This is a genomic window from Bosea sp. AS-1, from assembly GCF_002220095.1.
In the GTDB taxonomy this organism is placed as follows: Bacteria; Pseudomonadota; Alphaproteobacteria; order Rhizobiales; family Beijerinckiaceae; genus Allobosea.
On sequence record NZ_CP022372.1, the window covers coordinates 1333628 to 1355128 of the forward strand.

The following is a 21501-nucleotide window of genomic DNA, read 5'->3' on the forward strand; positions in this document are numbered from 1 at the left end:
ATCCGGTGACCAATTACAGTTTCTGTAAATTGTAATTGCCCGATTTCGACGGCGAAGTGACGCGCAGGGCAGGGATGCGTCTTTGCAAGTCATTGAAAAACCAGAGCCGGCCTATTCCGCCTTGTGCGCGGTGCCGCTGCCGCCCCGCAAAAGCCGCTTTTTCGGCAAGGGTTGCGGCAAAAGGCCGGTTTGGGCCAAAGGAACCCACGGTTTGGCCGGTTCCCACCGGGAGCGGGCCTGTCGCAGCGCCAAGGCATTTTGAATGTCGAAGCCGGCAGCAGCCGGATCGATGGTAGCGCCAGAAACAAAAGGACTAGGCAATGGCCCGTAAGAAGATCGCCCTCATCGGCTCCGGCCAGATTGGCGGCACGCTCGCCCACCTCGCCGGCCTCAAGGAACTGGGCGACGTCGTCCTGTTCGACATCGCCGAGGGCATTCCGCAGGGCAAGGGCCTGGACATCGCCGAGTCCTCGCCGGTCGACGGCTTCGACGCCGGCTACAAGGGCACGAACTCCTACGAGGACATCAAGGGCGCCGACGTCATCATCGTCACCGCCGGCGTGCCGCGTAAGCCCGGCATGAGCCGCGACGACCTGATCGGCATCAACCTCAAGGTGATGAAGTCGGTCGGCGAGGGTATCAAGCAGTACGCCCCGAAGGCCTTCGTGATCTGCATCACCAACCCGCTCGACGCGATGGTCTGGGCACTGCAGAAGTTCTCGGGCCTGAAGCCCAACATGATCTGCGGCATGGCCGGCGTGCTCGATAGCGCCCGCTTCCGCTACTTCCTCGCCGAAGAGTTCAATGTGTCGGTCAAGGACGTCTCGGCCTTCGTGCTCGGCGGCCATGGCGACGACATGGTGCCGCTGGTCCGTTATTCGGGCGTCGCCGGCATCCCGCTGCCGGACCTCGTCAAGATGAAGTGGACCACGCAGGAGAAGCTGGACGCCATCGTCGAGCGCACCCGCAAGGGCGGCGGCGAGATCGTCAACCTGCTCAAGACCGGTTCGGCCTTCTATGCGCCTGCCGCCTCGGCGATCGCGATGGCCGAGAGCTACCTCAAGGACCAGAAGCGCGTGCTGCCGGCGGCGGCCGCGCTCAAGGGCCAGTATGGCGTCAAGGACATGTTCGTCGGTGTACCGGTCGTGATCGGCGCCAAGGGTGTCGAGCGGGTCGTCAAGATCCGCCTCAATGGCGCCGAGAAGGAGATGCTGGCGAAGTCGGTCGCCTCTGTGCAGGGCCTCATCGACGCCTGCAAGACCGTCGATCCGTCGCTGGCCAACTGAGCGATGCGCCTGGCGCAGGCATATTTCGGGACAATGTTCGGGAGGCGGCTGCGTCCGTCACCCGAACCGCAGCACCTTCTTGAAGAAGTGGGAAAGGCTGCCGCGGCTCTTCTTGCGGTCGACGTCCGCCTGGCTCCTCAGCCAGGTCATCTGGACCACGCGCCGCTCGCCGACGAAGGATGTATGCCCGTGCCAGGAGTTATCCGCGCGGCGGAAGGCGAACAGGGACCCGGTGACGGGGCTGATCTCCTCGGCCATGGCCTCGAAGTCGGTGCCGTTGCGCAGCACGCGCAGGCGGCCGGCCGGCGAGTCCTGCCAGGCGTCATTGAGATAGACCAGCAGCGTCGCGATCTTCGCCTCGCTGTCGGTGTGGATACGCCCGTCCTTCGCGGCGGAGAGCTTGCGGATGGTGATCATCTTCGGCTTCTCGACGAGGTCGATGTCGAGCTTCTCCGATACGATCTCGGCCATCTCGCGCCCCTTCATCTCCGCGAGAAGGGTGGCGAAGGCGCCGTGCCGGTCCAGATCCTCCTCAGGGAAGAAGCCGGGCTGGCGAATGTCGGGGAAATCGTTGCGCAGGCCCGCCACGGCATCCGGCAGGATGACGTCGCTCGCGACCAGGTAGTTGTAAGGCTGACATTCGGTTCGCGCGCTGCGGACGGAATCGATGTTGATGCAGAAGTAGGACGCCGGCATAGCGAAGCCCTCCAATCAGATGTTTCATCTGATTGTTTAATTTTATCACCGAAATCGGCCGATGCACAATCGGCTGACATGTCTTCCTGCGAAGAGCCGTTTCGCCATTCGACCACATGGGGTGCCGTGCCCGGTTCCGGCCCCTTCTTTTCCAAAGCCCAGTCAGGAGCTACCGGATGAACATCCACGAATACCAGGGCAAAGCCATTCTGAAGGAATTCGGCGCGCCCGTTTCAGCCGGTTTCCCGGCGTTGTCGGTGGCCGAGGCGGTCGAGGCCGCCAAGAAGCTGCCGGGCCCGCTCTACGTCGTGAAGTCGCAGATCCATGCCGGCGGGCGCGGCAAGGGCAAGTTCAAGGAACTGCCGGCCGACGCCAAGGGCGGCGTGCGCCTCGCCAAGTCGGTTGCGGAGGTCGAGGCCTTCGCCAAGGAGATGCTCGGCAACACGCTGGTGACCGTGCAGACCGGCCCGGCCGGCAAGCAGGTCAACCGCCTCTATATCGAGGACGGCTCGGACATCGAGAAGGAGTTCTACCTCTCGGCGCTGGTCGACCGCGAGACCTCGCGCATCGCCTTCGTCGTCTCGACCGAGGGCGGCATGGACATCGAGGCCGTCGCCCATGACAGCCCTGAGAAGATCAAGACCTTCTCGGTCGACCCCGCGACCGGCATCATGCCGCATCACGGCCGCACCGTCGCCCAGGCGCTGGGCCTGACCGGCGACCTCGCCAAGCAGGCCGAGAAAGTGCTGGCGCAGATCTACAACGCCTTCGTCGCCAAGGACATGGCGATGCTCGAGATCAACCCGCTGATCGTGACCACGCAGGGGCAGATCAAGTGCCTCGACGCCAAGGTCAACTTCGACTCCAACGCGCTCTACCGCCACCCGGACGTCGTCGCGCTGCGCGACGAGACCGAGGAGGACCCGAAGGAGATCGAAGCTTCGAAGTACGACCTTGCCTATATCGCGCTCGACGGCACGATCGGCTGCATGGTCAACGGCGCCGGCCTCGCCATGGCGACGCTCGACATCATCCAGCTCTACGGCGAAAGCCCGGCGAACTTCCTGGACGTCGGCGGCGGCGCCTCGGAAGAGAAGGTGACGGCGGCGTTCAAGATCATCACCGCCGATCCGAAGGTGAAGGGCATCCTCGTCAACATCTTCGGCGGCATCATGAAGTGCGACGTCATCGCCCGCGGCGTGATCGCGGCGGTGAAGGCCGTCGGCCTCAAGGTTCCGCTGGTGGTGCGCCTCGAAGGCACCAATGTCGAGGAAGGCAAGCAGATCATCCGCGAGTCCGGCCTCAACGTCATCCCCGCCGACGACCTCGACGATGCGGCGCAGAAGATCGTCGCCGCGGTCAAGAAGGCCTGAGGAGCAGTCATGTCCATCCTGATCGACAAGAACACCAAGGTCATCACCCAGGGCTTCACGGGTAAGAACGGGACCTTCCACTCCGAGCAGGCGATCGCCTACGGCACGCAGATGGTCGGCGGTACCTCGCCGGGCAAAGGCGGCGCGGTCCATCTCGGCCTGCCCGTCTTCGACACGGTCGCCGAGGCCAGGGAGAAGACCGGCGCCACCGCTTCGGTCGTCTATGTGCCGCCTCCGGGTGCCGCGGACGCGATCTGCGAGGCGATCGACGCCGAGATCCCGCTGGTGATCTGCATCACCGAGGGCATCCCGGTGCTCGACATGGTGCGCGTCAAGCGTTCGCTGATCGGCTCCAAGACCCGCCTGATCGGACCGAACTGCCCGGGTGTCGTCACCGCCGGCGAGTCGAAGATCGGCATCATGCCGGCCAACATCTTCAAGCCCGGCTCGGTCGGTATCGTGTCGCGCTCCGGCACGCTGACCTATGAGGCGGTGTTCCAGACCACCCGCGAGGGCCTCGGCCAGACCACGGCCGTCGGCATCGGCGGCGACCCGGTCAAGGGCACCGAGTTCATCGACATGCTGGAGATGTTCCTGGCGGACCCGAAGACCGAGTCGATCGTCATGATCGGCGAGATCGGCGGCTCGGCCGAGGAGGACGCGGCGCAGTTCATCAAGGACGAGGCGAAGCGCGGCCGCAAGAAGCCGATGGTCGGCTTCATCGCCGGCCGCACGGCGCCTCCCGGCCGCCGCATGGGCCATGCCGGTGCGATCATCTCGGGCGGCAAGGGCGGCGCCGAGGACAAGATCGCGGCGATGGAAGCGGCCGGGATCAAGGTCTCGCCTTCGCCGGCGCGCCTTGGAAAGACCTTGGTCGAAGTGTTGAAGGGCTGACGCTCAGGGAGCGTCATGGCCGGGCTCGCCCCGGCCATTCCGTTCCCGAGCGGCACCACATAAATCGATATGGTCGGGCCTCGGGCCCGACCGGGACGACCCACTGAACGGTCCGGACAGGGTCCGGGCATGACGGCCGACGAAGCGGCAGGCAGGAAAAGGCAGGACCATCATGGCTCGCCAGGACATCAACGAGGCTCTCGCGCAGACCGGCTTCCTCTATGGCGGCAACGCCGCCTATATCGAGGACCTCTACGCCCGCTACGAGGCCGACCCGAAGTCGGTCGACGAGCAGTGGCAGAGCTTCTTCGGCGCGCTCAAGGACGACAAGCAGCTCGTGCTGGAGAACGCCAAGGGCGCTTCCTGGAAAAAGCCGAACTGGCCGCTTCCCGCCAGCGGCGAGCTGGTCTCGGCGCTTGACGGCAACTGGGCGCAGGTCGAGAAGGCCGTCTCCGACAAGCTCGGTGCCAAGGCCAAGGCTGCGGGCACCGCGCTTTCCGCCGCCGATGTGCAGCAGGCGACCCGTGACTCGGTGCGCGCCATCATGCTGATCCGCGCCTATCGCATGCGCGGCCATCTCTACGCCAAGCTCGACCCGCTCGGCATCGAGACCCGCACCGACGACGACGAATTGTCGCCGGCCGCCTTCGGCTTCACCGAAGCCGATCTCGACCGCAAGATCTTCATCGACAACGTGCTCGGCATGGAGTTCGCCACCATCCGCGAGATGGTCGCGATCCTGCAGCGGACCTATTGCGGCACGGTCGGCATCGAGTTCATGCACATCTCCGACCCGGAGCAGAAGGCCTGGCTGCAGGAACGCATCGAGGGGCCGGACAAGGAGATCGCCTTCACCAAGGAAGGCAAGAAGGCGATCCTCAACAAGCTCGTCGAGGCCGAGGGCTTCGAGAAGTTCCTCGACCTCAAATTCACCGGCACCAAGCGCTTCGGCCTGGATGGCGGCGAGGCGCTGGTTCCGGCGCTGGAGCAGATCATCAAGCGCGGCGGTGCGCTCGGCGTGCGCGACATCGTCTTCGGCATGGCCCATCGCGGCCGCCTCAACGTGCTGACCCAGGTGCTGGGCAAGCCGCATCGCGCGCTGTTCCACGAGTTCAAGGGCGGTTCCTTCGCGCCCGACGACGTCGAGGGCTCGGGCGACGTGAAGTACCATCTTGGTGCTTCGTCTGACCGCGAGTTCGACGGCAACAACGTCCATATCTCGCTGACCGCGAACCCGTCGCATCTGGAGATCGTCGATCCCGTGGTGCTCGGCAAGGTGCGCGCCAAGCAGGACCAGTTCGGCGACATCGTCGAGCGCTCCAAGGTGCTGCCGCTGCTGATCCATGGCGACGCCGCCTTCGCCGGCCAGGGCGTCGTGGCGGAATGCCTCGGCCTGTCCGGGCTGAAGGGCCACCGCACCGGCGGCTCGCTGCATTTCATCATCAACAACCAGATCGGCTTCACCACCTATCCGCGCTATTCGCGCTCCTCGCCCTATCCGTCCGACGTGGCGAAGATGGTCGAGGCCCCGGTCTTCCATGTGAATGGCGACGATCCGGAGGCGGTGGTCTTCGCCGCCAAGGTCGCGATCGAGTTCCGGCAGAAGTTCCACAAGCCGGTCGTCATCGACATGTTCTGTTATCGCCGCTTCGGCCATAACGAGGGCGACGAGCCGGGCTTCACCCAGCCGCTGATGTACCGCAAGATCCGCGGCCACAAGACGACGCTGGAGCTCTACGGCGCCAAGCTCGAGGCCGAGGGCGTCATCAACCCCGGCGAGCTCGACGAGATGCGCGCTGCCTGGAAGGCGAAACTCGAGGTCGAGTTCGACGCCGGGCAGAGCTTCAAGCCGAACAAGGCCGACTGGCTCGACGGCCGCTGGGCCGGCATGAAGGCGATCCGCGCCGACGAGGACGATCCGCGTCGCGGCGCCACCGGCGTGCCGGCTGCGACGCTGAAGGAGATCACCGAGAAGATCACCTCGGTTCCGGCCGGCTTCAACGTCCACAAGACGATCCAGCGCTTCCTCGACAACCGCCGCAAGGCGGTGGAGAGCGGGCAGGGCCTCGACTGGGCGACCGCCGAGGCGCTGGCCTTCGGCTCGCTGCTGCTCGACGGCAACCCGGTCCGGCTCTCCGGGCAGGACAGCGAGCGCGGCACCTTCTCGCAGCGCCATTCCGTGCTGATCGACCAGGAGACCGAGGCGCGCCACACCTCGCTGAACGACATCCGCGAGGGCCAGGCCCGCTACGAGGTCATCAACTCGATGCTCTCGGAAGAGGCCGTGCTCGGCTTCGAATACGGCTACACCCTGTCGGAGCCGAACGCGTTAACCTGCTGGGAAGCGCAGTTCGGCGACTTCGCCAATGGCGCGCAGGTGGTGTTCGACCAGTTCATCTCGTCTGGCGAGCGCAAGTGGCTGCGCATGTCCGGCCTCGTCTGCCTGCTGCCGCACGGCTATGAAGGGCAGGGTCCGGAGCACTCCTCCGCCCGCCTGGAGCGCTTCCTGCAGATGTGCGCCGAGGACAACATGCAGGTGGCGAACTGCTCGACGCCGGCGAGCTATTTCCACATCCTGCGCCGGCAGCTCAAGCGCGACTTCCGCAAGCCGCTGATCCTGATGACCCCGAAGTCGCTGCTGCGCCATAAGCGCTGCGTCTCCGACCTCAGCGAACTGGCCGAGGGCTCGACCTTCCACCGCGTGCTGGCTGACGACGCCGAGCGCGGCAAGTCGACCACCAAGCTGGTCAAGGATTCGAAGATCCGCCGCGTCGTGCTCTGCTCGGGCAAGGTCTATTACGACCTGCTGGAGGAGCGCGAGAAGCGTGGCGTCGACGATGTCTACCTGATGCGCGTCGAGCAGCTCTACCCGTTCCCGCTGAAGACGCTGGCGCAGGAACTCGCCCGCTTCAAGAGCGCCGACGTGGTCTGGTGCCAGGAGGAGCCGAAGAACATGGGGGCCTGGACCTTCGTCGAGCCTTACCTCGAATGGGTGCTGGGCCATGCCGGCTCGAAGTCGAAGCGCCCGCGCTATGTCGGCCGCCCGGCCTCGGCCGCGACCGCGACCGGCCTGATGTCCAAGCACACGGCGCAGCTCAACGCCTTCCTCGACGAGGCCTTCGCGGCCTGACCAAACTCCCGGCGGCGCCACTTCGGCGCTGCCGGACAGCGATGCCGCATCGGCACTCCCGAAGGCCGCTCCCGGACTTCAGGCCGATGCTCCACCGACCGCCAGAGAACGACACAACAGAGGCCTGACATGGCGACCGAAATCCGCGTACCCACCCTCGGCGAATCCGTCTCCGAGGCCACGATCGGCAAGTGGTTCAAGAAGCCGGGCGAGGCCGTGAAGGCCGACGAGCCCCTCGTCGAGCTTGAGACCGACAAGGTGACGCTGGAGGTCAACGCGCCGGCCGCCGGCGTGCTCGGCGAGATCGTCGCCAAGGAAGGCGAGACAGTCGGTGTCAACGCGCTGCTCGGCTCGATCGCCGAAGGCGGCGCCGCTGCCGCCGCAGCGCCCGCGCCGAAGAAGGACGAGAAGCCTGCCGCTGCTCCCGCTGCTGCCGAGGCTCCGAAGGCGGCTGCGACCAAGGCGGCCGATTCCGGCCCGGCCGTGGGGCGGCTGGCCGCTGAAAGCGGTGTCGATCCGGCCAATGTCCCGGCCTCGGGCAAGGATGGCCGCGTGACCAAGGGCGACATGCTCGCCGCGATCGCTGCCGGCGGTGCCGCAGCGCCGGCGGCTGCCCCTGCGCCCGTGCAGGTCCGCGCTCCGTCGGCGCCGGACGACGCCTCGCGCGAAGAGCGCGTCAAGATGACGAAGCTGCGCCAGACTATCGCGCGCCGTCTCAAGGAAGCCCAGTCCAACGCCGCGATGCTGACGACCTTCAACGAGGTCGACATGACCAACGTCATGGCGCTACGCAACCAGTACAAGGACGTGTTCGAGAAGAAGCACGGCGTGAAGCTCGGCTTCATGGGCTTCTTCGTGAAGGCCTGCGTGCAGGCGCTGAAGGAAATCCCGGCTGTGAACGCCGAGATCGACGGCACCGACATCATCTACAAGAACTACTACCACATCGGTGTCGCCGTCGGCACCGACAAGGGCCTGGTGGTTCCGGTGGTGCGCGATGCCGACCAGCTCTCCATCGCCGGCGTCGAGAAGAAGATCGGCGAGTTCGGCAAGAAGGCCCGCGACGGCAAGCTCTCGATCGAGGAGATGCAGGGCGGCACCTTCACCATCTCGAACGGCGGCGTCTACGGCTCGTTGATGTCGACCCCGATCCTGAACGCGCCGCAGTCGGCGATCCTGGGCATGCACAAGATCCAGGAACGCCCGATGGCGATCGGCGGCAAGGTCGAGATCCGGCCGATGATGTATCTGGCGGTCAGCTACGACCACCGCATCATCGACGGCAAGGAGGCCGTGACTTTCCTCGTCCGCATCAAGGAAGGTCTGGAAGATCCGGCGCGCCTCGTCCTCGATCTCTGAGCCGTTGAAGGAGGACGCCGTGTCGGGTGTTGCGATCGTTACCGGTGGCAGCCGCGGCATCGGCCGCGCCGCCGCGATCCTGCTGGCGGAGCGTGGCTACGACATCGTCGTCAACTACCAGGCCAATGCACAGGCCGCGGCCGAGACGGTCGCGGCCGTCGAGGCTCATGGCCGGCGCGGCGTGGCGGTGAAGGGCGATGTCGGCAGCGAGGCCGATGTGCTGGCGATCTTCGCTGCGGCCGACAGGCTCGGCCGCCTGACGGCGCTGGTCAACAATGCGGGGGTGATCGACACCCCGGCGCGCATCGACGAGATGAGCGTCGCGCGGCTGGAGCGGATGTTCCGCATCAACCTCACCGGCAGCTTCCTCTGCGCCCGCGAGGCAGTGAAGCGCATGTCGACGCGCCATGGCGGGCAGGGTGGCGGCATCGTCAACCTGTCCTCCGCCGCGGCTGTGCTCACGGCGGCCAACCAGTATGTCGATTATGCGGCCTCGAAGGCGGGGATCGACATCTTCACGCTCGGCCTCGCCCGCGAGGTCGCGGCCGAGGGCATCCGCGTCAATGCGGTCAGGCCCGGCATCATCGACACCGAGATCCATGCCAGCGGCGGCCTGCCCGACCGTGTCGCGCAGATGCGCGACCAGCTTCCGATGAAGCGCGAGGGCACGGCGCGGGAAATGGCGCAGGCCATCGCCTGGCTGCTCTCGGACGAAGCCTCCTACGTCAATGGCGCCGTGCTGAACGCGACCGGCGGCCGCTGAGGCTGCACTGGCGCGTTTCCCGCTCCTGAGCGGATTGGCGCAGCTCGGGCAAAGCTGGCATCCTGCCCGTCTCGCGACAGAGGAGACGGTCATGCCTGCGCTTGCCCTATCGACCGAAATCACCGTTCTCGGCTGGAGCGTGGTGCTCCTGCTCGTCCAGATTGCCCTGCAGGCCGGGACCTCCGCGGATCTGGGACCCGCCTATCTCTTCAGTCCGCGCGACGAATTGCGTGAACCCCGGAGCCTGATCTCACGGCGGCTCAAGCGAGCTCTCGACAATCTGCTCGAGACCTACCCCGCTTTCATCGCGCTGGCACTGGCGCTCACCGTCACGGGCAAGGCCGGCGGCATCGCCGCGACCGGCGCCTGGCTCTATCTTGGGGCGCGCGTGGTCTTCGTCATCCTCTACGCAGCGGGCATCCCGGTGATCCGCACCTTCGTCTGGGCGCTTTCGATCGTCGGACTGGTGATGATGCTCACGCGCCTGATGACCTGAGCAGGGGCGGCGCGGCAGCGAACTGCCGCGCCGGGGCCGGAGCCTATTTCACGACCATCGCCGAGAAGGGATGGACGTAGGCTTGCAGCATGACGAAGCTGCCGACCAGGCTCGCCAGCACGATCGAGTGCCAGAAGACGAAGCGCAGGATCACGCCTTCATGGCCGAACCAGCCGGTCGCGGTCGAGGCGACGACGATCGACTGCGCGTCGATCATCTTGCCCATCACGCCGCCGGAGGAGTTCGCCGCGCCCATCAGGATCGGCGAGAGGCCGAGCTGTTCGGAGGTGACCTTCTGCAGATTGCCGAAGAGCACGTTCGAGGCCGTGTCGGAGCCTGTCAGCGCCACGCCCAACCAGCCGAGCAGCGTGCCGAAGAAGGGATAGAGCACCCCCGTTCCGGCGAAGGCGAGGCCGAGCGTCGCGTCGATGCCGGAGAGCCTCGTGAGCGTGCCGATCGCCAGCATCGCGGCGATGGTGATCAGCGAATAGGCGCAGAGCTTCAGCGTCCGGCCGTAGACCTGCGCCATCTTGAGCGGGCCGAAGCCCATGGCGAAGCCGGAGAGGATCGCCGCGATCAGCATCCCCGAACCGGTATAGGACAGCCAGGTGAAGGAGAAGACGGCGCCTTCGGGCGTGGGCTTCGCCGCGACGGGCGCGACCTTGTTGATCAGGTTGTGCAGATCGGGAACAGCATAGTTCCAGGTCGCCCAGGGGTTGACCGCGCTCTTGAACCAGCCCGTGCCCCAGACCAGCAGGATGATGCAGACGATGATCCAGGGGGTCAGCGCCATCCAGACCTGCGAGGAGCTGGGCTTCGCTGCAGGGGCGGGCGGTTTCAAGCTGCCGTCGTCGGAGACGTCGTGGCCGCGCAGCTTCGGCGAGGTCCAGACCTCCTTCGGCTTCCAGATCTGCAGGAAGCCGATCAGGCAGGCCATCGAGATCAGCGAGGCGCCGATGTCGACGATCCACGGGTTGATGTAGTTCGAGATCAGATATTGGGGCACGGCGAAGGAGACGCCGGTGACGAGGACCGCTGGCCAGATCTGCAGCATGCCGCGCCAGCCGGCGAAGACGCAGATCAGCCAGAATGGCACCAATACCGAGAAGAAGGGGAGCTGCCGGCCCACCATCGCGCCGAGCAGGAAGGGATCGATGCCGGTGACCTGGCTCAGGCCCTGGATTGGCGTGCCGAGCGCGCCATAGGCGACGGGTGCGGTGTTAGCGATGAGCGAGAGGCCCGATGCCGCCAGCGGCGAGAAGCCGAGCCCGATCAGGATCGCGCCGGTGACGGCGACCGGCGTGCCGAAGCCGGACGCTCCCTCGAAGAAGGCGCCGAAGGCGAAGGCGATCAGCAGGAGCTGGATGCGCCGGTCGTCGGTGACGCCGCCGATCGTGGTCTGCAGGATCTCGAAGGCACCTTTCTCGACCGTCAGCCGGTAGAGGAAGATGACGTTGAGAACGATCCAGCCGATCGGGAAGAAGCCGGTGACCGCGCCGAGCACGGTGGCGCGCAGCGACATGCCAGCGGGCATGGTGAAGATGAAGATCGCCACCAGATTGGCGACGATCAGCGCGATGACGGCGGCGATATGCGCCTTGACGGCGTTGGACGCGATAAGACCGAGCAGAACGACGACGGGTAGCGCGGCGGCGAGCGTCGACAGGACGCTGTTGCCGAATGGATCATAGACCTGATTCCACATGACGGCGTGCCCCTCCAGCGGGCTGATCTGCGATGTGTTTCAGCGAATGGCGTTTCGTCCTTGTCTTGTGGTCGGCGCAGTAAGCCTGCGACAGCCTGCCGCAGCAAGGGCGGCCGGCCCTTCGTCAACACATGAATGGCGTAGCGCCGGGGCCGGAACCGATGTATGCCCGCCGCAACGCGCCGCCGCTCATGCCGGTGGCTTCATGAGCAGCAGCGGAAGGACGTCATGGCCTACGATCTCGTCGTCATCGGAACCGGCCCCGGGGGCTATGTCTGCGCGATCCGCGCTGCCCAGCTCGGCCTCAAGGTCGCCGTCGTCGAGAAGCGCAAGACGCATGGCGGCACCTGCCTCAACGTCGGCTGCATTCCGTCCAAGGCGCTGCTGCACGCCTCCGAGATGTTTGAGGAGGCCGGTCACACCTTCGAGAAGCTCGGCGTCGTCGTCGGCACGCCGAAGCTCGACCTCAAGGCGATGATGGCTCACAAGCAGGAGACCATCGACGCCAACGTCAACGGTGTCGGTTTCCTGCTCAAGAAAAACAAGATCGACGCCTTCCACGGCACGGCCTCGATCCCGGCCGCCGGCAAGGTCGTCGTCACCGCCGAGGACGGCAAGACGCAGGAGCTCGAGACCAAGAACATCGTCATCGCGACGGGTTCGGAATCGGCGCCGCTGCCGGGCGTCACCATCGACGAGAAGACTGTCGTGACCTCGACCGGCGCGCTCGAGATCGGCTCCGTGCCGAAGGAGCTCGTCGTGGTCGGCGCCGGCGTGATCGGCCTCGAGATCGGCTCGGTCTGGGCGCGTCTCGGCGCCAAGGTCACCGTTGTCGAGTTCCTCGACCGCATCCTGCCGGGCATGGATGGCGAGGTCGCCAAGCAGTTCCAGCGCATCCTGGAGAAGCAGGGCTTCACCTTCCAGCTCGGTTCCAAGGTCACCAAGGTCGAAACGGCTAAGAAGGGCGCGACCGTCACGGTCGAGCCGGCGGCCGGTGGCGAGGCCAAGACCCTCAACGCCGATATCGTGCTGGTGGCGATCGGCCGCCGCCCGAACACGGAAGGGCTCGGGCTCGACAAGGCCGGTGTCGCCACCGAGAAGGGCCGCGTCGTCATCGACGATCACTTCAAGACCAATGTCGCCGGCATCTATGCCATCGGCGACGTGGTTCGCGGGCCGATGCTGGCACACAAGGCCGAGGACGAGGGCGTCGCGGTGGCCGAGATCATCGCCGGCAAGGCTGGCCATGTGAACTACGACGCTATTCCCGGCATCGTCTATACCGCGCCGGAAGTGGCCGCGATCGGCAAGACCGAGGAAGAGCTCAAGGCTGCCGGCATCGCGTACAAGATCGGCAAGTTCCCGTTCACGGCGAATGGCCGCGCCCGCGCCATGCGCCACACGGATGGCTTCGTGAAGGTGCTGGCCGATGCGGCGACCGACCGCGTGCTCGGCTGCCACATCATCGGCCCGCATGCCGGCGACCTGATCGCGGAAGTGACGGTGCTGATGGAGTTCGGCGGCTCGGCCGAGGACCTCGCCCGCACCTGCCATGCGCACCCGACGTTGGCAGAGGCGGTGAAGGAAGCCGCGCTCGCCGTCGACAAGCGCCCGATCCATATGTGATTAAGTTTGCGGGCCGCGCCTTTGGTGCGGCCCTGCCACAAGAACGACGTTTCGAAGGAGCTGCAGCTTTGCAGCTCCTTTCTTTTTGAACGCAACGATTGCCAGACGAAGCGGATTATCCCCGTCGCGCGTGGAACGCCGCCAGCGTGTTCTTGAGCAGGCAGGCGATGGTCATCGGGCCGACACCGCCGGGGACCGGGGTGATTGCGCCTGCGACCTTCACGGCCTCCGCGAAATCGACGTCGCCGGCGAGCTTGCCGTCGGGCATCCGGTTGATGCCGACATCGATGACCGTGGCGCCCGGCCTGATCCAGTCGCCCTTGACCATTCGCGGACGGCCGACGGCGGCGACGACGATATCGGCGCGCTTCACTACGCCGGGCAGGTCACGCGTGCGCGAATGCGCGATGGTGACGGTGCAGTCGGCCTGGAGCAGGAGCTGGGCGACCGGGCGGCCCACCAGCTCCGAGCGGCCGATCACCACGGCGTCGAGCCCGGAGAGCGAGGGCAGGGCCTGCTTTAGCAGCAGCATGCAGCCGAGCGGCGTGCAGGGCACCAGCCCGTTCTTGCCGCCGGCGAGCAGGCCGGCATTGATCGGGTGCAGGCCGTCGACATCCTTGGCGGGGTCGATGGCGTCGATGATGCGGCCCGTATTGATGTGCTTCGGCAGGGGAAGCTGCACGAGGATGCCGTCGACGCTGTCGTCGGCGTTGAGCTCGGCGAGCTTGGCGAGCAGCTCCGCTTCCGTCGTCTCGGCCGGCAGTCGATGGGCGACCGAGTTCATCCCGACCTCGACCGCGAGCTTCTCCTTCGAGGCGACATAGACTTTGCTCGCCGGGTCCTCGCCGACGAGCACGACATGCAGCCCCGGCACGATGCCGCGCGCGGCCTTGATCGCCGCGACCTCGCGGCCGATCTCGGCCCTGAGCGCAGCCGCAGTGGCCTTGCCGTCGATGATGCGGGCTTCGCCGGTCATGGTCCGACCTCGTGCTTGATGATGATGCCGCCCTCATGCGCGATCCGGCCGGCCCGGACAAGCCCGAATGCGACGGCCGCATGGCCGCAGGCGCCATCGGCGGGGGAGGATCGGTCTGTGCGGCTTGCGGGCTTCGGGACCGCCCGGTATCGACGGACGGAGGTGGCTTGGCAGGAAGGGCAGGGACAACGTGACGACCGGTTTCGCCCGCCTGCCCGATGTCGCGGCCTTCCGTCTCGCCAATCTGCACGTTCCTGTCTGCCTGATCGAGGGCGGTGACATCGCGGCCGATCGTAACGGCCTGGTTCGCGTCGATATCGCTGTCGCGAATGGCCGGGTCGACGCGATCGCGCCCGTTGGGAAGGTCGCCTCTGGAGCGGGGCCGGTGCTCGATCTCGACGGCGGCATCGTGTTGCCGCGGCTGGTCGACTGCCATACCCATCTCGACAAGGGCCATATCTGGCCGCGCTGCCCCAATCCGGATGGTACCTTTCCCGGCGCGCTGAACACTGTCGGGGCCGATCGCGAGGCGAATTGGTCGGCTGAAGATGTGCGGGCCCGGATGGACTTCTCGCTGCGCACTGCCTTCGCCCATGGGACGGCGGCAATACGGACCCATCTCGACTCGCTCGGCAAGCAGATCGGGATTTCCTGGCCGGTCTATGCCGAGCTGCGGTCCGAATGGGCCGGGCGCATCGCGCTCCAGGCCACGCCGCTCTTCGGGGCCGATGCCGCGCTCGACCCTGCGCATATGCAGGCGGTGATCGCCGCCGTGAAGGCTCATGGCGACGGCTTGCTCGGCTGCGTCACCTACATGATCCCGGAGCTCGACCGGGCGCTCGACATCCTGTTCCAGGCGGCGATCGAGAACGGTTTCGACCTCGATTTTCATGTCGACGAGACCAAAGATCCAGCGGCGCGCTCATTGGAGCACATTGCGGATGCGGCGCTGCGCCATCGCTTCGCTGGTCGCATCCTCTGCGGGCATTGCTGCTCGCTCAGCCTGCAGGCGCCGGAGGACGAGGCACGGATCATCGCCAAGGTTCGCGAGGCCGGCATTGCCGTGGTTTCGCTGCCGCTGTGCAACATGTACCTCCAGGATCGGCAGCGCGGCCGCACGCCCCGCTGGCGCGGCATCACGGCGCTGCATGAGCTGAAGGCTGCCGGTGTGCCGGTAATGATCGCCTCGGACAACACGCGCGACCCGTTCTACGCCTATGGCGACCTCGATCTCGTCGAGGTGCTGCGCGAGGGCACGCGCATCCTCCAGCTCGACCATTCCGGGCTGGATTGGGCCAAGGCTATCGCGCGCACGCCGGCCGAGACGATGGGGATGAATGCCGGCGCCATCGCCGTCGGTGCGCCTGCCGATCTCGTCCTGACGCGGGCGCGCGACTGGACCGAACTCTTCTCCCGGCCTCAGGCCGATCGCACCGTGCTGGTTTCAGGCCGGGCGATCGACCGGACCTTGCCGGACTATCGCGAACTCGACCATCTGATGGGCCAAGCATCATGACGACCCGCTACGACATCGCCGCGCTGAAGACCCGCCTCGGAGGCATCCGCACCGAGGAGAATCCGGCGCTGGTGAAGCAGAAGAGCCGTGACTTCTTCTGGTATTCTCCGGTGCTCAAGCGTCAGCTCGACCATGTCGTCGCCGATATCGTGATCTCGCCGGTGAGCGAGACGGAGGTCGTTCAGGTTCTCGCCGCCTGCCACGAGCTCGGCATTCCCGTGACGCCACGCGGCACCGGCACCGGTAATTACGGCCAGGCGATGCCGCTCTCGGGCGGCGTGCTGCTCGATCTCTCGGGCTTCAACAAGGTCAAGGAGATCGCCGCCGGCCGCTACGTCGCCGAGCCCGGCGCGATCATGGCCCGCATCGACGACGAGACGCGCGCGCATTCGCGGCAGGAATTGCGGCTGCACCCCTCGACCTACCAGACGGCCTCGATCGGCGGCTTCATCGCTGGTGGATCCGGCGGTGTCGGCTCGATCAAATGGGGCGGCCTGCGCGACTGGGGCAACATCATCCGGCTCAAGGTCGCGACGATGGAGGCAAGCCCGCGCGTTCTCGAGTTCTCCGGCGAGGACCTGCACAAGGTCGCCCATGCCTATGGCACCAACGGCATCATCACCGAAGTCGAGATGCCGTTGGGGCCGGCTTACAACTGGGTCGACGTCATTGTCGGCTTCGAGAGCCTGCGCGCCGCGACCGAGTTCGCCAATGCTGTGGGCGAGCAGGATGGGCTCGCGCTCAAGAACCTCTGCGTCGTCGCTGCGCCCGCGCCGCATGACTATTTCCTGCGCCATCGCAAGTTCCTGCCGCGCGACAGCCACCTCGTCATCGTCATGGCCGCGGATTTCGCGGTGGACGCGCTGTGTGCCTATGCGCGGCGTTTCAAAGGGGCGGAGCTTCTTCTGCGGACGGACAAGCTTTCGCCGGAAGATGCCAAGGGCTTGCCGCCGGCTTACGAACTCGGCTGGAACCATACGACGCTCAGGGCGCTGCGGGTCGACCCCGCAATCACCTATCTGCAGGTGCTCTATCCCTTCCCGAACCAGGTCGATCTCGTCGACAGGATCCACGCCCGCTTCGGCGACGAGGTTGTCGCCCATCTCGAATTCGTGCGCTTCGACGGCAAGATCACCTGCTTCGGCCTGCCGCTGATCCGCTTCACTTCCGAGGAGCGGCTGGAGGAGATCATCGCCATCCATGAGGAGATGGGCGCGCCGATCTTCAATCCGCACCGCTACACGCTGGAGGAGGGCGGCATGAAGCAGACCGACGAGACGCAGCTCGCCTTCAAGCGCGAGGCCGATCCGCAGGGTCTGCTCAATCCCGGCAAGATGATCGCCTGGGAGGACCCGTCCTACGACTATCGCTCGGGCAAGACCTTCCTGTTCCGCAGCCTGGCCGAAGCCGGTATCGGCTGAGAGGCCGGCGATGCGCGTTCTCGTCCTCTACGCCCATCCGGTGCCGGAGAGCTTCGGTGCGGCGGTCCATGAGGCGGTGGTCGAGGCCCTGAAACAGGCAGGGCACGAGGTCGATGATTGCGATCTCTATGCGGAGGACTTCGATCCGGTGCTCGGTCCCGACGAGCGCAGGGGCTATCACGACACAGCCAGCAACACATTGCCGGTTGCCGGCTATGTCGAGCGAGTGCGGGCGGCCGAGGCGCTGGTCCTGTGCTTCCCGGTCTGGAACTTCGGCTATCCGGCCATGCTGAAAGGCTTCTTCGACCGTGTCTTCCTGCCGGGCGTCTCGTTCGACCTCGCCGATGGCAAGGTGACGCCGGCGCTCGGCAACATCCGCAAGCTCGCCGCGGTGACGACCTATGGCGCCTCGCGCTGGACGGCCTTCCTGATGGGAAACCCGCCGCGCCGGCTGGTCTGCCGGGCGCTGCGCGCGGTCTGCCATCCGCTGGCGCGGACGCTTTATCTGGCGCATTACGACATGAATCGCGCGACGCCCGAAAGCCGGGCCGCTTTCCTGAAAAAAGTCGCAGCCAAAGTTGCAGTCTTTTAGGACCGACACGCGATTGTCATCTGTCTGTCATGTTCGCAGGCGAGTACGCAGCCGGCGAAGCGTCTTCCTTATCCGCGCAAGGATTCGCCCGAAGGATGGCCCCATGACCAAGGCTCTCGAGAAAAGTGTCGGTCGCGCCCTGCTGGTCACGGCAAGGCTCCACCGCTCGCGGATGGGCGAAAGATTGAACGGGCTCGGCCTCTTCCCAGGCCAGGAGCAAGCGTTGAAGGCGCTTCAACCCGCGCCGATGACGATGGGCGAGCTCGCCTCGCTGCTTCGGGTCAAGCCGCCGACCGTGTCGAAGACCATCGGCCGCCTCTCGCTACAGGGGCTGGTGACACGCGAGGGTGGCAATCGCGACGGGCGACTGGTGCAGGTCGCGCTGACCGAGGCCGGCCAGAAGACGGCAGCCGAGCTCGACGCGGTCTGGAACGATGTCGAGGAAGAACTCCTCGACAAGCTCGACGGCAAGGAACGCAAGCAACTGCGGAAGCTGCTGCGCAAGGCAGCCAAGGGGCTCTCCAAGGCCGGCGCCGACCATGACGACCCAGAGATCGACGGCGAAGAGGCCGATAGCGACGCCTGATTTCCGCATGGAACGCATGCGCTGTGGCGCTGGCGGGGCGAGGCAAATCGTTTAAATCTGGCCTTCTCATTCGCTCAAAGCATAGCGAGGCGGGCTTGCCTGCGCCTTCTCCACCTGCCGATGAGGCGCGCCGTGCACGCCTGACGGCCATCGGCCTGATGTGTGCCGCCGTCCTCTGCTTTTCGCTGCTCGACACCAATGCGAAATGGCTCGGCCTGCACGGTCTGGACCCGCTGATGGTGACCTTCGGACGTTATGGCGTCAGCGTGTTGCTGGTGTCCTTCCTGATCAACCCGTGGAGCCACCCCGGCGTACTCCGGACGAAGCGGCCCTGGCTGCAGTTCTTCCGCTCGCTGATGCTGCTCGGTTCGACGGTGCTGAATTTCTTCGCCCTGCGCTACCTGCAGCTGGCCGAGACGATCTCGATCATGTTCGCCGGGCCGTTCCTGGTCGCGCTGGCCTCGGGGCCACTGCTCGGAGAATGGCCGGGGCCGCGCCGGCTCGTCGCCATCGGTATCGGCTTCCTCGGCGTGCTGGTCGTGACACGCCCTGGCATCGGCGGGATGCATCCGGCGGCGCTGCTCTCGGTCGCCGGCTGCTTCTGCTACGCCTTCTACGTGCTCTCGACGCGGGTGCTCGCCGCCTCCGATTCCTCCGAGACGACGATGGTCTATTCAGGGCTCGCCGGCACCGTGGCGCTGCTGCCGGTGCTGCCTTTCGTCTGGGCGACGCCACAGGAGCCGCTGGCCTGGGCGTCCTTGTTCGCGACCGGCTTCTTCGGCGCCGTGGGGCACTGGATGCTGATCGTGGCGCACAGGCTGGCGCCGGCCACGGTTCTGGCGCCCTTCATCTATTCGCAGCTCGCCTGGATGGTGCTGATGGGCTGGCTCGTCTTCGGCCAGCTGCCCGATCGCTGGACCTTCATGGGCGGCGGCATCGTCGTCGCCTCGGGGCTCTACCTGCTCTATCGCGAGCGCGTGCGGCATGTGCCGGAAGAGGCGACGTCCGCACGGCTGGATTGAGGACTGCGACGCGCTTCAGAACAGGAGCCAGAGGGCTCCAGCGATCGTCAGACCGTGACCTGCGTGCCGACCTCGACGACCCGGCCGGTCGGGATCTGGAAGAAGTCCGTCGCGTCGGTCGCGCTCTTGGTCAGGCTGATGAAGAGATTATCCTGCCAGACCGGCATGCCCGATTGCGGCGAGGGCTTGATCGAGCGGCGCGACAGGAAGAACGAGGTCGACATGATGTCGAACTTGAAGCCCTGCTTGCGCAGCATGGCCAGCCCCTTGGGCACGTTCGGGCTCTCCATGTAGCCGTAGACCAGGTCGACGCGCCAGAAATCGTCGGTGATGCGGGCGAGGCGCACGCGCTCCTCCTCGGCGACGCGGGGCGTGTCGGCCGAGCGCACGGTCAGCACGACGTTGCGCTCGTGCAGCACCTTGTTGTGCTTGAGGTTGTGCAGCAGCGAGGCCGGTGCCGTCTCCGGGTCGCTGGTCAGGAAGACGGCCATGCCCTTGACGCGGGCCGGCGGGCTCTTGGAGAGCATGGCGACGAGCTCGAGCAGCGGCACGTCGGTCTTGCGGGTCTTGTCGAAGAGGATCTTGGTGCCCCGCATCCAGGTCCACATCACCAGCACCAGCGCCATGGCGAGCAGCACCGGCACATAGCCGCCGTGGAACAGCTTCAGCATGTTAGCCGAGAAGAACGACACGTCGACCAGCAGGAAGGGCAGGATGATCGCGGCGGTGGCCGGTAGGCTCCAGCCCCAGTGACGGCGGATGACGATCGAGGCCAGCAGCGAGGAGACCACCATCGTGCCGAAGACCGAGATGCCATAGGCATGCGACAGGCTCGACGAGGTCCGGAACGACCAGACCAGGATCAGCACGACGACGAGCAGCATCAGGTTGACGCGCGGCACGTAGATCTGGCCCGAGGTCTGCTCGGAGGTGTGGCGGATGTCCATGCGCGGCAGCAGGCCGAGCTGGATCGCCTGCCGGGTCAGCGAGAAGGCGCCGGTGATGACGGACTGGCTGGCGATGATGGTCGCTACGGTGGAGAGGATGACGAAGGGCAGCAGGAAGCCCTGCGGCGCCAGCCGGTAGAACGGATTGTCGATCGCGGTCGGATCGGACAGGATCAGCGCCCCCTGGCCGAGATAGTTGAGCCAGAGCGCCGGAAAGACGACATAGAGCCAGGCGCCGCGGATCGGCCCGCGACCGAAATGGCCCATATCGGCATAGAGCGCCTCCGCCCCGGTCACGGCCAGACACACCGAGCCGAGCACGGCGAGGGATACGCCCGCATGGTCGCGGAAGAACATCAGGGCGTAGTAGGGGTTGATCGAACGGAAGATCGAGAGATCGTCAGCGATGTGGTAGACGCCAAGTCCGGCCAGCGTCACGAACCAGATCAGCATGATCGGCCCGAAGAACGTCGCCACCCTGTGGGTGCCGTGGCTCTGCATGACGAAAAGGCCGATCAGGATCACCGAGGCGATCCAGAGGATGTAGTCGTCGAGCACGGGCGTGATCAGCTTCACGCCCTCGATCGCCGAGAGCACCGAGATCGCGGGCGTGATGACGGTGTCACCGTAGAACAGTCCCGCGCCGATCATGCCGAGCAGCAATGCGACCCGGCTGCGGTTGCGGCCGAGCGCACGCTGCGCCAGCGCGACGAGCGTCAGGATGCCGCCCTCGCCGTTATTGTCGGCCCGCATCAACAGAACGACATATTTCAGCGTCACGACGACGACGAGCGACCAGAGAATCAGCGACAGGACGCCGATGACCACCGTCGGCGGAACGGTCGCGTTCTCGACGCCGCCGGTCGCGGCGAGGATGGTTTCGCGCAGCGCGTAGAGCGGGCTCGTGCCGATGTCGCCGTAGACGACGCCGAGCGCGCCCAGCGCGAGCGCCGCGAAGCCGTGCTTGCCGTGACCGTGGCCCCCGGCGGAGCCGTGGCCATCGTCCAGACCGAAACGCGAATCTTCCGGCCGAACGGTCGAAAGACCCGTTTGTTCATGCCCCATTGGGGATCTCCGCGCGTGCTGCAGTGCAGCGGAAGGCCGGGGCCTCTA

Annotated in this window: 17 protein-coding genes; 13 read left to right on the forward strand and 4 right to left on the reverse strand. The window is 66.1% G+C overall.

Annotated elements, in window-relative coordinates; translation table 11 throughout:
• Positions 1–320 precede the first annotated feature (320 nt).
• The gene (mdh, locus tag CE453_RS07920; protein WP_089174092.1) at positions 321–1286 is read left to right on the forward strand and encodes a malate dehydrogenase; all 966 of its coding nucleotides are present in this window, start codon (positions 321–323) and stop codon (positions 1284–1286) included.
• Positions 1287–1343: 57 nt separating this feature from the next.
• Here the strand turns inward: mdh and CE453_RS07925 are convergent, their stop codons facing one another.
• Positions 1344–1982, reverse strand: coding sequence for a 2OG-Fe(II) oxygenase family protein (locus CE453_RS07925; RefSeq protein ID WP_089174093.1), 639 nt, complete (start codon positions 1980–1982; stop codon positions 1344–1346).
• A 176-nt stretch (positions 1983–2158) separates the two neighbouring features.
• Here CE453_RS07925 and sucC point away from each other — a divergent pair, with 176 nt between their 5' ends.
• The 6 genes from sucC (at position 2159) to CE453_RS07955 (ending at position 9997) form a co-directional block, all read left to right on the forward strand.
• The gene (gene sucC / locus CE453_RS07930) at positions 2159–3355 is read left to right on the forward strand and encodes an ADP-forming succinate--CoA ligase subunit beta (protein WP_089174094.1); all 1197 of its coding nucleotides are present in this window, start codon (positions 2159–2161) and stop codon (positions 3353–3355) included.
• Between the two features lie 9 nt (positions 3356–3364).
• Complete coding sequence (gene sucD, locus CE453_RS07935; protein WP_089174095.1) at positions 3365–4249, forward strand: succinate--CoA ligase subunit alpha; 885 nt, start codon at positions 3365–3367, stop codon at positions 4247–4249.
• Between the two features lie 172 nt (positions 4250–4421).
• On the forward strand, positions 4422–7379 hold the full coding sequence (locus CE453_RS07940; RefSeq protein WP_089174096.1) for a 2-oxoglutarate dehydrogenase E1 component: 2958 nt from the start codon (positions 4422–4424) through the stop codon (positions 7377–7379).
• Positions 7380–7508: 129 nt separating this feature from the next.
• The gene (gene odhB, locus CE453_RS07945; protein WP_089174097.1) at positions 7509–8738 is read left to right on the forward strand and encodes a 2-oxoglutarate dehydrogenase complex dihydrolipoyllysine-residue succinyltransferase; all 1230 of its coding nucleotides are present in this window, start codon (positions 7509–7511) and stop codon (positions 8736–8738) included.
• A gap of 19 nt (positions 8739–8757) precedes the next feature.
• Positions 8758–9501, forward strand: a complete 744-nt coding sequence (locus tag CE453_RS07950; protein ID WP_089177769.1) for an SDR family oxidoreductase — start codon at positions 8758–8760, stop codon at positions 9499–9501.
• Positions 9502–9592: 91 nt separating this feature from the next.
• Positions 9593–9997, forward strand: a complete 405-nt coding sequence (locus CE453_RS07955; RefSeq protein ID WP_089174098.1) for an MAPEG family protein — start codon at positions 9593–9595, stop codon at positions 9995–9997.
• Between the two features lie 43 nt (positions 9998–10040).
• On the opposite strand, the gene CE453_RS07960 is transcribed toward CE453_RS07955, so the two are convergent.
• Positions 10041–11702: an L-lactate permease gene (locus CE453_RS07960; protein ID WP_089174099.1), complete on the reverse strand. Its 1662-nt coding sequence runs from the start codon at positions 11700–11702 to the stop codon at positions 10041–10043.
• Between the two features lie 228 nt (positions 11703–11930).
• Between CE453_RS07960 and lpdA the strand changes: the two genes are divergently transcribed.
• Positions 11931–13328 carry a dihydrolipoyl dehydrogenase gene (gene lpdA / locus CE453_RS07965; RefSeq protein WP_089174100.1) on the forward strand — a complete coding sequence of 466 codons (1398 nt, stop codon included), beginning with the start codon at positions 11931–11933 and terminating at the stop codon, positions 13326–13328.
• A gap of 115 nt (positions 13329–13443) precedes the next feature.
• On the opposite strand, the gene folD is transcribed toward lpdA, so the two are convergent.
• A complete protein-coding gene (folD, locus tag CE453_RS07970; protein ID WP_089174101.1) occupies positions 13444–14304 on the reverse strand; it encodes a bifunctional methylenetetrahydrofolate dehydrogenase/methenyltetrahydrofolate cyclohydrolase FolD in 861 nt (286 codons plus the stop codon).
• Between the two features lie 190 nt (positions 14305–14494).
• On the opposite strand from folD, the gene CE453_RS07975 reads away from it, so the two are divergent.
• The 5 genes from CE453_RS07975 to CE453_RS07995 all read left to right on the forward strand — a co-directional run bounded on the left by CE453_RS07975 (position 14495) and on the right by CE453_RS07995 (position 19441).
• The gene (locus CE453_RS07975; RefSeq protein ID WP_248307991.1) at positions 14495–15820 is read left to right on the forward strand and encodes a cytosine deaminase; all 1326 of its coding nucleotides are present in this window, start codon (positions 14495–14497) and stop codon (positions 15818–15820) included.
• Positions 15817–17241, forward strand: a complete 1425-nt coding sequence (locus tag CE453_RS07980) for an FAD-binding oxidoreductase (protein WP_089174103.1) — start codon at positions 15817–15819, stop codon at positions 17239–17241. Before CE453_RS07975 ends, CE453_RS07980 begins: the two co-directional genes overlap by 4 nt.
• A 10-nt stretch (positions 17242–17251) precedes the next feature.
• Positions 17252–17833: an NAD(P)H-dependent oxidoreductase gene (locus CE453_RS07985; protein ID WP_089174104.1), complete on the forward strand. Its 582-nt coding sequence runs from the start codon at positions 17252–17254 to the stop codon at positions 17831–17833.
• 103 nt (positions 17834–17936) lie between these two features.
• Entirely contained in the window at positions 17937–18419 is a 483-nt protein-coding gene (locus CE453_RS07990; protein WP_089174105.1) for a MarR family winged helix-turn-helix transcriptional regulator, read from the forward strand.
• A gap of 95 nt (positions 18420–18514) precedes the next feature.
• Positions 18515–19441 (forward strand): DMT family transporter, encoded by a 927-nt coding sequence (locus tag CE453_RS07995; RefSeq protein ID WP_248307992.1) that lies wholly within the window; start codon positions 18515–18517, stop codon positions 19439–19441.
• 47 nt (positions 19442–19488) lie between these two features.
• Here the strand turns inward: CE453_RS07995 and CE453_RS08000 are convergent, their stop codons facing one another.
• Complete coding sequence (locus tag CE453_RS08000; RefSeq protein ID WP_089174107.1) at positions 19489–21453, reverse strand: potassium transporter Kup; 1965 nt, start codon at positions 21451–21453, stop codon at positions 19489–19491.
• Between the last annotated feature and the right edge of the window lie 48 nt (positions 21454–21501).

Coding starts and splice junctions, on each gene's coding strand:
- odhB (WP_089174097.1), top strand. CDS start 7,509: ATGGCGACCGAAATCCGCGTACCCACCCTCGGCGAATCCGTCTCCGAG.
- CE453_RS07955 (WP_089174098.1), top strand. CDS start 9,593: ATGCCTGCGCTTGCCCTATCGACCGAAATCACCGTTCTCGGCTGGAGC.
- CE453_RS07985 (WP_089174104.1), top strand. CDS start 17,252: ATGCGCGTTCTCGTCCTCTACGCCCATCCGGTGCCGGAGAGCTTCGGT.
- CE453_RS08000 (WP_089174107.1), bottom strand. CDS start 21,453: ATGGGGCATGAACAAACGGGTCTTTCGACCGTTCGGCCGGAAGATTCG.
- sucC (WP_089174094.1), top strand. CDS start 2,159: ATGAACATCCACGAATACCAGGGCAAAGCCATTCTGAAGGAATTCGGC.
- folD (WP_089174101.1), bottom strand. CDS start 14,304: ATGACCGGCGAAGCCCGCATCATCGACGGCAAGGCCACTGCGGCTGCG.
- mdh (WP_089174092.1), top strand. CDS start 321: ATGGCCCGTAAGAAGATCGCCCTCATCGGCTCCGGCCAGATTGGCGGC.
- sucD (WP_089174095.1), top strand. CDS start 3,365: ATGTCCATCCTGATCGACAAGAACACCAAGGTCATCACCCAGGGCTTC.
- CE453_RS07960 (WP_089174099.1), bottom strand. CDS start 11,702: ATGTGGAATCAGGTCTATGATCCATTCGGCAACAGCGTCCTGTCGACG.
- lpdA (WP_089174100.1), top strand. CDS start 11,931: ATGGCCTACGATCTCGTCGTCATCGGAACCGGCCCCGGGGGCTATGTC.
- CE453_RS07925 (WP_089174093.1), bottom strand. CDS start 1,982: ATGCCGGCGTCCTACTTCTGCATCAACATCGATTCCGTCCGCAGCGCG.
- CE453_RS07940 (WP_089174096.1), top strand. CDS start 4,422: ATGGCTCGCCAGGACATCAACGAGGCTCTCGCGCAGACCGGCTTCCTC.
- CE453_RS07980 (WP_089174103.1), top strand. CDS start 15,817: ATGACGACCCGCTACGACATCGCCGCGCTGAAGACCCGCCTCGGAGGC.
- CE453_RS07990 (WP_089174105.1), top strand. CDS start 17,937: ATGACCAAGGCTCTCGAGAAAAGTGTCGGTCGCGCCCTGCTGGTCACG.